Source organism: Roseovarius sp. MMSF_3281 (genome assembly GCF_030733685.1).
In the GTDB taxonomy this organism is placed as follows: domain Bacteria; phylum Pseudomonadota; class Alphaproteobacteria; order Rhodobacterales; family Rhodobacteraceae; genus Roseovarius.
On record NZ_JASHIM010000016.1, the window covers coordinates 64,960 to 77,816 of the forward strand.

At 60.9% G+C, this 12,857-nt stretch carries 10 protein-coding genes; 3 read left to right on the forward strand and 7 right to left on the reverse strand.

The features are described from left to right. Positions 1-25: 25 nt before the first annotated feature. Complete coding sequence (locus tag RBB32_RS14885) at positions 26-754, reverse strand: GNAT family N-acetyltransferase (protein WP_306153856.1); 729 nt, start codon at positions 752-754, stop codon at positions 26-28. A gap of 4 nt (positions 755-758) precedes the next feature. Beyond that, positions 759-2,543 (reverse strand): aspartate--tRNA ligase, encoded by a 1,785-nt coding sequence (gene aspS / locus RBB32_RS14890; protein ID WP_306153858.1) that lies wholly within the window; start codon positions 2,541-2,543, stop codon positions 759-761. Positions 2,544-2,789: 246 nt separating this feature from the next. Here aspS and RBB32_RS14895 point away from each other — a divergent pair, with 246 nt between their 5' ends. Further along, positions 2,790-4,019, forward strand: coding sequence for a cyclopropane-fatty-acyl-phospholipid synthase family protein (locus RBB32_RS14895; RefSeq protein WP_306153860.1), 1,230 nt, complete (start codon positions 2,790-2,792; stop codon positions 4,017-4,019). On the opposite strand, the gene RBB32_RS14900 is transcribed toward RBB32_RS14895, so the two are convergent. Beyond that, positions 4,020-5,144 (reverse strand): aminodeoxychorismate synthase component I, encoded by a 1,125-nt coding sequence (locus tag RBB32_RS14900; RefSeq protein WP_306153861.1) that lies wholly within the window; start codon positions 5,142-5,144, stop codon positions 4,020-4,022. A gap of 78 nt (positions 5,145-5,222) precedes the next feature. After that, complete coding sequence (locus RBB32_RS14905) at positions 5,223-5,363, reverse strand: hypothetical protein (RefSeq protein ID WP_306153946.1); 141 nt, start codon at positions 5,361-5,363, stop codon at positions 5,223-5,225. Between RBB32_RS14905 and carB the strand changes: the two genes are divergently transcribed. Together carB and RBB32_RS14915 are read left to right on the forward strand one after the other, a co-directional pair. Next, positions 5,332-8,631 carry a carbamoyl-phosphate synthase large subunit gene (carB, locus tag RBB32_RS14910; protein ID WP_306153863.1) on the forward strand — a complete coding sequence of 1,100 codons (3,300 nt, stop codon included), beginning with the start codon at positions 5,332-5,334 and terminating at the stop codon, positions 8,629-8,631. The genes RBB32_RS14905 and carB overlap by 32 nt on opposite strands. 54 nt (positions 8,632-8,685) lie before the next feature. After that, positions 8,686-8,961 (forward strand): hypothetical protein, encoded by a 276-nt coding sequence (locus RBB32_RS14915; RefSeq protein ID WP_306153865.1) that lies wholly within the window; start codon positions 8,686-8,688, stop codon positions 8,959-8,961. Positions 8,962-9,079: 118 nt separating this feature from the next. Here RBB32_RS14915 and RBB32_RS14920 read toward each other — a convergent pair whose 3' ends face one another. The 3 genes from RBB32_RS14920 to RBB32_RS14930 are packed head-to-tail and all read right to left on the reverse strand — an operon-like array spanning position 9,080 to position 12,801. Next, positions 9,080-10,762 carry an ABC transporter ATP-binding protein gene (locus RBB32_RS14920; RefSeq protein ID WP_306153867.1) on the reverse strand — a complete coding sequence of 561 codons (1,683 nt, stop codon included), beginning with the start codon at positions 10,760-10,762 and terminating at the stop codon, positions 9,080-9,082. Between the two features lie 6 nt (positions 10,763-10,768). Continuing rightward, a complete protein-coding gene (locus tag RBB32_RS14925; RefSeq protein ID WP_306153869.1) occupies positions 10,769-11,830 on the reverse strand; it encodes an ABC transporter permease in 1,062 nt (353 codons plus the stop codon). Positions 11,831-11,844: 14 nt separating this feature from the next. Next, positions 11,845-12,801 (reverse strand): ABC transporter permease, encoded by a 957-nt coding sequence (locus RBB32_RS14930; RefSeq protein WP_306153871.1) that lies wholly within the window; start codon positions 12,799-12,801, stop codon positions 11,845-11,847. Between the last annotated feature and the right edge of the window lie 56 nt (positions 12,802-12,857).

Below are 12,857 nucleotides of genomic sequence, written 5' to 3' on the forward strand. Positions count from 1 at the left end.
CGCCCGTGCTGCAACACCCCGCCCGTCATGGGCGGTGCGCCGCCTGTTCGGGATCGCCCGAGGCGCGCACGAGGCTTGTCAGGTCGCTGAGCCGTTCGCGTTGCTGGCCCGCGTCATCGAAATTGGACGGCGACAGCCAGAATTGAAAGGCTTCGTTCAGGGCGGGCCATTCGGCATCTATTGCGGCGAACCACGCGGTATCTCGGTTGCGGCCCTTGTAAACGGTGGCCTGCCGGAAGATGCCCTCGAAGCTGAGGCCGAAGCGTTGCGCGGCCCGGCGCGAGGCGGCGTTGAGCGCATCGCATTTCCATTCGAAGCGGCGATAGCCCGCCTCGAAGGCCCATTTCATCATCAGGTAGATCGCCTCGGTCGCGGCGCGGGTGCGCTGTAACTGCGGGGCCATGGCGATGAAGCCCACCTCGATCGACCCTGCGGCGGGCTTCATCCGAAGGTAGGAGGCAAAGCCGCCGTATTCCCCCGTGACCTGATCGAAAATGGCGTAGAACAGGATGTCGTCATGCGCGGTGGCCTCGCGCATCCAGCGGTGGAATTGCGCGGCGGAGGCGAAGGGACCGTCGGGCATGTAGGTCCATACCGCGTCATGCCCGTCGAAGGCCTTGAAAAGCAGCGCCGCGTGCTTGTCGGCGTCCAGCGCCTCAAGCCGCACGTAGCGCCCCGCAAGCCCCTCGCCCCTTGGCAGGGGCGGTGGTGTCCAATTGGGCACCGGGGGGCCGACGGGGCGGGTTTGGTCCATGCGATCAGTCGTCCTGCGGGATGACGCGCAGGCCGAGTTCCATCAACTGGTCGCTGGTGGGGTCCGACGGCGCGTTCATCATCAGGTCTTCGGCGCGTTGGTTCATCGGGAACATGATGACCTCGCGGATGTTCTGTTCATCGGCCAGCAGCATCACGATCCGGTCGATGCCCGCGGCACAGCCGCCGTGCGGCGGTGCGCCATAGTGGAAGGCTTGGAACAGCGCGCCGAAACGGTTTTTCACCTCGTCCTCGCCGTAGCCAGCAAGCTCAAAGGCTTTGAGCATCAGGTCGGGCTTGTGGTTCCGGATGGCACCGGACACGAGTTCATAACCGTTGCAGGCAAGGTCGTATTGGAAGCCCTTGACGGCCAGCGGATCGGCGTTGAGCGCCTCCATCCCGCCTTGCGGCATGGAGAAGGGGTTGTGTTCAAAGTCAATCTTGCCGGTTTCCTCGTCCTTCTCGAAGATCGGGAAATCGACGATCCATGCAAAGGCAAAGCGGTTGGTGTCGGTGAGGTTCAATTCCTCGCCGATGACGTCACGGGCCTTGCCGGCGACGCGTTCGAAGGCCTGCGGTTTGCCGCCAAGGAAGAAGGCGGCATCGCCGACGCCAAGGCCCAGTTGCTGGCGGATCGCCTCGGTGCGTTCGGGGCCGATGTTCTTGGCAAGCGGGCCTGCGGCCTCGGTGCCGTTTTCGCCCTCGCGCCAGAAGATATAGCCCATGCCGGGCAGGCCTTCTTGTTGGGCAAACTTGTTCATCCGGTCGCAGAACTTGCGGCTGCCGCCGGTGGGGGCGGGGATGGCGCGAATCTCGGTGCCGTCTTGTTCCAGCAGCTTGGCGAAGATGGCAAAACCCGAGCCGCGGAAATGTTCCGAGACATCCTGCATTTCAATCGGGTTGCGCAGGTCGGGCTTGTCGGTGCCGTATTTCAGCGCGGCTTCTTTATAGGGGATTTGCGGCCAGTCTTGCGGCGCATCCACCTTGCGGCCACCGCCGAATTCTTCGAACACGCCCGCGATCACCGGGGAAATGGTGTCGAACACATCTTGTTGCTCGACAAAGCTCATTTCCATGTCGAGCTGGTAGAAATCGGTGGGCGAGCGGTCGGCGCGCGGGTCTTCATCGCGAAAGCAGGGCGCGATCTGGAAATACTTGTCGAAGCCCGAGACCATGATGAGCTGTTTGAACAGCTGCGGGGCCTGCGGCAGGGCGTAGAACTTGCCGGGATGCAGGCGCGAGGGCACGAGGAAGTCGCGCGCGCCTTCGGGGCTTGAGGCCGTGATGATCGGGGTTTGGTATTCGCGGAACCCCTTATCCCACATGCGGCGGCGCATGGAGGCCACCACGTCCGAGCGCAGGGCCATGTTGTTTTGCATCACCTCGCGGCGCAGGTCGAGGTAGCGGTACTTGAGGCGGGTTTCCTCGGGGTATTCCTGATCGCCGAAGACGATGAGCGGCAGTTCCTCGGAGCTGCCCAACACTTCCATGTCGCGGATGTAAACCTCGATCTCGCCGGTGGGGATTTTCGGGTTGATCAGGCTGTCGTCGCGGGCCTTCACCTCGCCGTCGATGCGAATGCACCATTCGGAGCGGACTTTTTCCACCTCGGCGAAAACCGGGCTGTCGGGATCGCAGAGCACCTGGGTCATGCCGTAGGTATCGCGCAGGTCAACGAACAGAACCCCGCCGTGATCTCGGATACGATGGACCCAGCCGGACAGGCGGACGGTGTCGCCCACGTTGGATTTCGTCAGATCGGCGCAGGTATGGCTGCGGAATGCGTGCATGGTGTCCTCTCAGGGCCCGTTACGGGTATGTCTTGTGGTCCGCGCCGATACACCTTGGCGGCGCGGTAAAGTCAAGGGCGGGGGACCGCGCAAGTCAGCACCATTGACCAAAAACATTTACAGAAACCGGGATTTTGGGCCAAAATGCCGGATATGAGCAGCCGCCGGGGCATCCGGCGAGACAAACGGCAGGTTTCGCATCACCAAATTAATGCGCCCGCGCGGCGCGGGAACCGGGGGTGAAACATGTGGACGAAGGCCTTGGACGCGATGCTGCGGCATCTGTTTCGTCAGGGTGAACTGACGGTAACTTATCCTGAAGGCATGACGCGGCGCTATGGCGATGGCAGGGGCGAGCGTGTCGCGCTGTGCCTGCATGACCCGACTTTGCCGCGTAGGATTGTTTTGTCGCCGGATATGGCGGTGGGAGAGGCCTATATGGATGGGCGCCTGACCATCGAGGGCGATGACCTTTACGGGTTTCTTGGGCTGGCCATCCGCAATATCGCCGCGCAGGGCCAGCCGTGGTTTCGCCGCCCGCTTGTGATGGGGCGGCATTTGCTGCGGTATCTGGGACAGTTCAACCCGGTGGGGCGCGCGCGGTCGAACGTGGCGCATCATTACGACCTGTCGGGGGAATTGTATGACCTTTTTCTCGACAAGGACCGGCAATATTCCTGCGCCTATTTCCGCGACCCGGATATGACATTGGAGGCCGCGCAGGAGGCCAAGAAACAGCATATCGCGGGCAAGCTGTTGCTTGAACCGGGCATGCGGGTTCTGGACATCGGCTGTGGCTGGGGCGGTATGGGCCTGACGCTGGCGCGGGATTATGGCGCCGAGGTTGTCGGGGTGACCCTGTCGCGGGAACAGCATGCCATGGCGCAGGCCCGGGCCGGTGCGGCGGGATTGTCGGACAAGGTGGATTTCCGCCTAATGGATTACCGGCATGTGGAAGGCACGTTCGACCGGGTGGTTTCGGTCGGCATGTTCGAGCATGTGGGCACGCCGCATTACGGCGAGTATTTCCGCAACGTGCGCGCGCGATTGCATGACGATGGTGTCGCCCTGATCCATACCATCGGACGGTGTGAGCGGCCGGGCGTGACAAGCCCCTGGATCGCCAAGTATATCTTTCCCGGTGGCTATGTGCCCGCCCTGTCCGAGGCGACCCATGCCGTCGAGGGGCAGGATTTGTTTACGACGGATGTGGAAATCTGGCGGCTGCATTATGCCGAAACGCTGAAACATTGGCATGATCGATTCATGGCGAATATCGACAAGGCCCGCGCGCTTTATGACGAGCGGTTTTGCCGGATGTGGCGGTATTACCTGATTGCCAGCGAGTTGACCTTTCGGTTCAACCGGCAGGTGGTGTTCCAGTTGCAGCTATCGCCGCAACAGGACGCCGTGCCGCTGACGCGCGATTACCTGTACCCCGCCCCAGTGGAGGACATGTGCCACGCCGCGGAATGATCAGGCGATGGCAGGTGTGAGGGCCCGGGCGAAGCGGGCCTTCCAGAGCGCCTCTTCGTATTCGGCGTCGGCGGTGCTGTCGTAGACCACGCCACCGCCGACGTTGAGGCGGACCTCATCGCCATCAAGCATCAGCGTGCGAATCGCCACGTTGAATTCCGAGGTGCCATCAGGGGCCGCCCAGCCGATGGTGCCGCAATAGATGTCGCGCGCTGCGCCTTCGAGTTCGGCCAAAATTTCCATGGCACGCAGTTTCGGCGCGCCGGTGATCGACCCACAGGGGAAAAGCGCGCGGAAGATATCGCCAAGGCCCGTGCCCGCCTGCATTTGCCCGGTGATGAGCGAGACCATCTGGTGCACGGTTTCATAGCTTTCGACGCAGAAAAGTTCCGGCACCTTGACGCTTCCGGCCTCGCAAATGCGGCTAATGTCGTTGCGCAGGAGGTCAACGATCATCAGGTTTTCGGCACGGTTTTTCTCGTCGGTTTGCAGGAAGGCCTTGCGGCGGGCATCTTCGCTTGCATCGCTGCTGCGGGGTTGGGTGCCTTTCATGGGGCGGGTTTCGATCCGGCCATCGGGTTTGGTGCGGAAGAAAAGTTCGGGCGAGCGCGAAAGGATCGCGGGCAGCCCCCCGGCCTCGATCATGGCGCCGTAGCGGACGGGCTGTACCTGTGTGAGCGCGTGATAGAGCGCCTCGGCCTCTCCTGTGGCATGCAGGGACAGCGGGAAAGTCAGGTTCGCCTGATAGATGTCACCGGCGCAGATATAGTCATGCACCGTTTGAAAGGCCTTTGTGTATCGCGCCTTGCGCCACCCCGGTTGAAAGCGTTGCAGGCTGGCGGGACCGGGGGCGAGATCGGGCGCTTCTTCGGGCGCATCGTAAACCCCGAATTGCAAGAGCGGCAGACCGCGATCCTCGGGCATGAGGGCCGCAAGCCGGGGTTCCAGCGCGAATCCCAACTCGTAACTGGCAAACCCGGCAAGCCATGCGCCCGCGCCTTGCGCGGCGTCCAGCGCATCAAGAGCGGCGCGCACATCCGAAACCTCATGCGCGACGATCATTTCGCGCGGATGCGCGAAACGGCAGGCTGCGGCCTTGGGGCCATTATCGAAGCGAATCTTCAAATGCCGTGTTTCCCGTTGCGATCTGGCCGTATGTAATCCTGCATCGGATGGATGACACCCACAAAAGCGGCCTTTCGTTCAAGATTTGCGATCCCCCTTGCAAGCAGGCGCGTGATGGATATAACCGCCAACAATTTGCGCGCACCCCATTGTGGCGGTGTGCCCGATCAGCTGCCCGAGGATCACCATGCCCAAAAGAACTGACATCTCGTCCATCATGATCATTGGGGCGGGCCCGATCATTATCGGCCAAGCCTGCGAGTTCGACTATTCCGGCGCTCAGGCCTGTAAGGCGCTTCGCGAGGAAGGGTACCGCGTCATCCTTGTAAACTCCAACCCCGCGACGATCATGACCGACCCGGGGCTGGCCGATGCCACATATATCGAACCGATCACCCCCGAGATCGTAGCAAAGATCATCGAGAAAGAGCGACCCGATGCCCTGCTGCCCACCATGGGCGGGCAAACCGGCCTGAACACGGCGCTGGCCGTGGCGGACATGGGGGTTCTTGAAAAATTCGGGGTTGAGCTGATCGGGGCCAACCGCGAGGCCATCGAGATGGCCGAGGACCGCAAGCTGTTCCGCGAGGCGATGGACCGTCTGGGGATCGAGAACCCCAAGGCCACCATCGCCGAGAACATGGAAGAGTGCATGGCAGCCCTTGAGCATGTGGGCCTTCCAGCGATCATCCGCCCGGCCTTTACCCTTGGCGGCACCGGCGGCGGGGTGGCCTATAACCGCGATGATTACGAGCATTACTGCAAATCGGGCTTGGATGCCTCGCCCGTCAGTCAGATCCTGATCGACGAGTCGCTTCTGGGCTGGAAGGAATACGAGATGGAGGTTGTCCGCGACAAGGCGGACAACGCGATCATCGTCTGCGCCATCGAAAACGTCGATCCGATGGGCGTGCATACCGGCGATTCGATCACCGTGGCCCCGGCCCTGACCCTGACCGACAAGGAATACCAGATCATGCGCAACGGCAGTATCGCCGTGCTGCGCGAGATCGGCGTGGAAACCGGCGGGTCCAACGTGCAATGGGCCATCAACCCCGAAGACGGGCGCATGGTGGTCATTGAAATGAACCCGCGGGTGAGCCGCTCGTCTGCCTTGGCGTCAAAAGCCACGGGTTTCCCGATTGCCAAGATCGCCGCGAAGCTGGCCGTGGGCTATACGCTGGACGAGTTGGACAACGACATCACCAAGGTCACACCGGCCAGCTTTGAGCCGACGATTGACTATGTCGTCACCAAGATCCCGAAATTCGCCTTCGAGAAATTTCCCGGCTCGGAGCCCAAGCTGACCACGGCGATGAAATCGGTGGGCGAGGCCATGGCGATTGGCCGGACGATCCACGAATCCCTGCAAAAGGCTTTGGCGTCGATGGAATCGGGGCTGACCGGCTTTGACGAGGTGGATATCCCCGGCGCACCCGACAAGGCCGCCGTCATCAAGGCGATCAGCGAGCAGACCCCGGACCGGATGCGCACCATCGCGCAGGCCATGCGCGAGGGGCTAAGCGATGATGAAATCCAGGCTGCCACGGCGTTCGATCCGTGGTTCCTGTCGCGCATCCGCGAAATCGTGGATGCCGAGGAAGCGGTGAAAACCGATGGGCTGCCAAGCGATGAGGCAAGCCTTAGAACTTTGAAAATGCTGGGCTTTACCGATGCCCGCCTTGCCAAGCTGACCGGCTTTACCGAGGCCGATGTGCGCCGTACGCGCCATGCCAAGGGCGTGACGGCGGTGTTCAAACGGATTGACACATGCGCCGCCGAATTCGAGGCGCAGACGCCCTATATGTATTCCACTTACGAAGCCCCGATGATGGGCGACGTGGAATGCGAAGCGCGCCCGAGCGACCGCAAGAAGGTGGTTATCCTGGGTGGCGGGCCGAACCGGATCGGCCAGGGGATCGAGTTTGACTACTGCTGCTGTCATGCCTGTTTCGCGCTGACCGAGGCGGGTTATGAAACCATCATGGTCAACTGTAACCCCGAAACGGTTTCGACCGACTATGACACCTCGGACCGGCTGTATTTCGAGCCGCTGACCTTTGAGCACGTGATGGAAATCCTGCGGGTCGAGCAGGAAAACGGCACCCTGCACGGGGTTATCGTGCAGTTCGGTGGGCAGACGCCGCTGAAGCTGGCCAATGATCTTGAGGCCGAGGGCATCCCGATTTTGGGCACCTCGCCGGATGCGATCGACCTTGCCGAGGACCGCGAGCGGTTCCAGGCGCTTGTCAATCAACTCAAGCTCAAGCAGCCATCGAACGGGATTGCCCATTCGGACGCCGAAGCCCTTGAGATTGCAGAAGGAATCGGCTTCCCGCTGGTCATTCGCCCATCCTATGTTCTAGGCGGTCGCGCGATGGAGATCGTCCGCGACATGGCACATCTGGAGCGCTATATCGCCGAGGCCGTGGTGGTTTCGGGCGATAGCCCGGTTCTGTTGGATGGCTACCTTGCCGGTGCGATTGAATGCGATGTGGATGCCCTGTGCGATGGCGAATCCGTTCACGTGACAGGCATCATGCAGCATATCGAGGAAGCAGGCGTTCACTCGGGCGACAGTGCCTGTTCGCTGCCGCCCTATTCGCTGCGCCCGGAAACGATTGCCGAAATCAAGCGCCAGACCGAGGCGCTGGCGCTGGCGCTTGATGTGCGGGGCCTGATGAACGTGCAGTTCGCGGTGAAGAACGACGATATTTACCTCATCGAAGTGAACCCGCGGGCCAGCCGTACGGTGCCTTTCGTGGCCAAGGCCACGGATAGTGCCATCGCCTCGATCGCCGCGCGCCTGATGGCCGGTGAAAAGATGGACGCCTTCCCGCATCGTGGCCCCTACCCCGAGGGCGCGACGCCCGGCAGCCTGCCGATGGCCGACCAGATGACGTTGGCTGATCCGGACATGCCTTGGTTCTCGGTCAAGGAGGCGGTGCTGCCCTTTGCCCGCTTCCCCGGCGTGGATACCATCCTTGGGCCAGAGATGCGTTCGACCGGGGAAGTCATGGGCTGGGACGTGTCCTTCCCGCGCGCGTTCCTGAAGGCGCAGATGGGGGCCGGGGCCGACCTTCCAGAAGGCGGCAAGGTGTTCTTTTCGATCAAGGATTCGGATAAGACCGAGCAACTGGTCGATACCGCGCGCCTTCTGGTCGAGATGGGCTTTAGCATCGTGGCGACGCGCGGCACCTCGGGTTTCCTTGGAGAGCATGGCATCGACTGCGACGTGGTCAACAAGGTCTATGAGGGCCGTCCGAACATCGTGGACATGATGAAAGACGGGCAGATCACGCTGGTCATGAACACCACCGAAGGGGCGCAGGCCGTGGAAGACAGCCGCGAGATTCGTTCGGTTGCGCTTTATGACAAGATTCCCTATTTTACCACGGCCGCGGGTGCCCACGCCGCCGCCCAAGCCATCAAGGCCCGGTTGGAAGGGGAATTGCAGGTGATGCCGTTGCAAGGGCCGGGCGCGTAAAGCACGCTGCGACAAGTCGCTTTCAAGCGACGACATGTCGAAAAAATGCGCCAGATGTCAGCCATGACGTCCGGCGCATTCAGCGTTGCAAATGGTGCATGGATTTTTGCTAGAAAAAGATTGCGCGGTGGGAAAAATCCATTATGTGCAAATTACGGACGCAGCGACGCCCGGACAACCGCAACCTCAATTCTACAGGAGGCCGACATCATGACCCGCGATCAACTGAACCGCGAATTGCGTATGCACAGTGCTTCCTGGCCGGCGGTCCTCATCGTGTACGGCATCATCGTTGCAACGATGGTGTTCAGCGCGATGTCCATCACCTGATCCAGGGCACTTTTTTAAACCGGGGCCCTCTCTCCCATCCTCGGTTGCACGTCACAGATATAGAAACGGCGGATGGTTGGAAAACCATCCGCCGCTTTCATTTTCAGGGCTTGATCAATCAACCGCTGATCTTGGGATCGTTCGGGTCGATCTGTGCCGTGGCGGCATCGCCCACGTTGTCCACGCCCCGTTCTTCCAGAAGGGTTGTCAGCCACTCGGGGTCCATTTCCGGGACCGAACTGAGCAGCAGGTCGGTATAGGGGTGGTGTGGCGGGGTGAACATTTTTGTCTTCGGCCCCTGCTCCACCACCTTGCCGTGCTGCATGACAACCACCTCGTCGGCGATGGATCGCACCGTCGCCAGATCGTGGGTGATGAACATATAGGCAAGGTTCAGCTCTTTCTGAAGACGATCCAAGAGCTTCAGGATGCCCTCGGCCACCAGCTGGTCAAGCGCCGAGGTGACCTCGTCGCAGACGATAAAGGTGGGTTCCGCCGCCAGTGCCCGGGCAATACCGATCCGCTGTTTCTGACCGCCCGAAAGTTCCGGCGGGTAGCGGTTGTAGTACTTGGATGGCTCAAGCTCGATCAGGTCGAGAAGTTCATCCACCCGGTTCTTGAGGGCCGCACCACTTAGACCCGAATAGAACTGGGCCGGGCGCCCGATGATTTCGGCGATCTTCACCTTGGGGTTCAGCGCGGTATCGGCCATCTGATAGATCATCTGGCATTGTCGCAACTGATCCTTGGTGCGGTTCCGGTAATCGGGCGGGAAAGGTTCGCCCTTGAACAGCACCTCGCCCTTGGAGGGCGGCAGAAGGCCGGTGATCACCCGCGCCGTCGTGGATTTACCCGAACCGGATTCGCCCACCACGGCAACGGTCATCCCCTCGTAGACATCAAAGCTGACGTCATCGAGCACCTTGTCACCGCCGGTATAGGAGGCATCCACATTGCGCACAGAGATCAGGGGCGTGCCATCCTTGGGACGCTCTTTTTGATCGCGCTTGAAGCTGCGGACGGCCCAAAGCGACTTGGTATAGTCTTCCTTGGGGCTGTCGAGCATCTCCTTGGTGGGGGCCTCTTCGACTTCCTCGCCCTTGAGCAACACCTTGATCGTGTCGGCCATCTGCGCCACGACGGCAAGGTCGTGGGTGATGTAGATGGCAGCGGTGTTGTACTCGTCCACGATGTCGCGGATCGCGGCCAGCACCTCGATCTGGGTGGTCACGTCAAGCGCCGTTGTCGGCTCATCGAAGATGATCAGATCGGGTTTGCAGGACATGGCCATGGCGGTCATCGCGCGCTGCAACTGCCCGCCCGACACCTGGTGCGGGTAACGAAAGCCGATTTCCTGTGGGTTCGGAAGGCGCAGCTTTTCGTAAAGCTCCATCGCGTCTTCCTGGGCTTCGGTCCGCTTTTTCAAGCGGTACTGAAGCGGGGCCTCGCTGTACTGATCAATCAGCTTGTGCGAGGGGTTAAAGGACGCGGCGGCGGACTGTGCCACATAGGCGATGCGATGCCCGCGCAGGGCGCGTTTCTCGCTTTCGCTGGCCGTGGTCAGTTCCATCCCGTCAAACTCGATCGAGCCGTTCGAGATACGCGTGCCGTCGCGGGCATAGCCCATGGCGGCCGCGCCGATGGTGGATTTCCCGGCGCCCGATTCCCCGATGAGGCCAAGCACCTCACCGCGGTGGAGGGTCAGATCGACACCTTTGATGATGTCGACCCAAGTTTCATCGGAGTAGCCCTGAATCTCCAGGTCTTTGATTTCCAGCAGGACTTCTTTCTTGTTTGTCATCTTCGATTACTCCTTCAGTCCCGAGGAACGATGCAACATCCAGTCCACCACGAAGTTGACCCCAACCGTCAGCAAGGCAATCGCCGCTGCCGGGATCAGGGGTGTGATGTCACCGAATGAGATCAAGGTTGCGTTTTCGCGCACCATCGAACCCCAGTCCGCCGTCGGCGGCTGAATACCAAGGCCAAGGAACGACAGGCCCGCGACAAGCAGGAACACGAAGCAGAATTCCAACCCGAATTCCGCAACCAGTGGCGCGGTGGAGTTGGGAAGGATTTCGCGGCGGATGAGGTACCATGTTCCTTCACCGCGCAGCTTGGCCGCTTCGATATAGTCCATGACGACCACGTTGCCCGCCACCGCCCGTGTCAGGCGGAAAACGCGCGGCGCGTAAATCACCGCAACGGCGATGATGATCACATGAATATGCGGGCCAAAGATCGACAGCATCAGCAGGGCGAAGATCAGCGACGGGATCGACATGATCACGTCGGCCACCCGGCCCATGAACTGATCGAACCAGCCGCCTTTCGTCGCGGCCAGAAGTCCGGCCAGCGCCCCCAGAACAAAGGCTGCGATCGTCGCGGCAAGGGCCAGCCCCACCGAGTTTCGCGCACCATAGATGATACGGCTAAACATATCGCGGCCCAACTGATCGGCCCCGAGAAGCATGTTTTGGTCCGGTGGCGCAAAGGCCGAGGCGATCACCTCGGCTTCGCCATGCGGCGCGATCCACGGGGCAAAAACCCCCATAACCGCGTAAGTAAACATGACGAACATGCCGAAAGCGGCTGTCATCGGCGCGGTGCGCAGTTCCTTGCCCATCTCATCCGATGCTATCTGTATCAGGAATTCGCGGAAGGCGTAGGACACCATGGCCGCAAGCCCAAGCAATGCCGCGCAGATGGCCACCGCCTTGAGGGCGGCGGGGCCGCCGATGATCCCCAAGATGAAGGAAACCAAGGTCAGGCCGAAGGCCACCAGGAAGATCTGCCGCTTGTTGAAGAACGCCGCCAGACAGGACGTCCCAAGAAGCAGGGTGTAGTATATGATTACAAACCAGCTCATTTGTTTCTACTCCCTTACTTCGGATGCCGCAGACGCGGATTGGTGAGAATGGCGCCAACGTCCGCTGCGAGGTTGAGCAGGATGAAGGTTGCCGCGAAGATCAGGCAGCAGGCCTGCACAACGGGGAAGTCACGCTTCGACACCGCGTCAACCAAGGCTTGGCCGATACCGGGATAAACGAAGACCACTTCCACAAGCACAACGCCGGTGATCAGGTAGGCAAGGTTCAACGCCACAACGTTGATGATCGGCGCCCATGCGTTCGGCAGGGCGTGTTTGACGATCACCTTCCACGGTGGCGCGCCTTTCAGGCGTGCCATCTCGATATAGGGCGACGCCAGAAGGTTGATAATCGCCGCCCGCGTCATCCGCATCATATGCGCCATGACCACCAGAACCAGCGTGAGTGCCGGAAGGAAGGTCCGGATCAGCAATTCGCCAAGGGTCATGTCCTCGCTAAGGCTCGAAATCGCGGGGAACATTTGCCATTTCACCGCGAAGAAAAGGATCAGGATGTAACCCAGAAAGAATTCCGGCGACGAAATGAAGCTCAGTGTCACCACGTTGGCGACCCGGTCGAAGATCGAATTGCGCAAAAGTGCGACGATCACACCAAGCACGATGGCCACCGGCACGGCGATCACGGCAGCATAGGCCGCAAGGAAAAGCGTGTTCATGAACCGCTCACCAATCACTGCGGTCACCCGCTCGCCCGTCACGATCGAATTGCCGAAATCCAGAAAGACCGCGCCCGAGAGCCAGTCCAAATACCGCATGATGGCGGGTTGATCGAGGCCCATTTGCTTGCGCAATGCGGCCAGGTTTTCTTCGGTAGCGCCTTGTCCCAGAACCGCCTGAGCGATGTCGCCCGGCAGCAATTCGACCATGAAGAAGATAATGATCGAAATGACGAATAGAATGAATACGCCGAGACCGAGCCGTTTACCTACCAGCCCTAGAATGTCTCCCATCTGTTCCCTCCTGCTGTTGTGCGTCGGGCCAAGCCACCAGTGGGCCGGACGTAGAC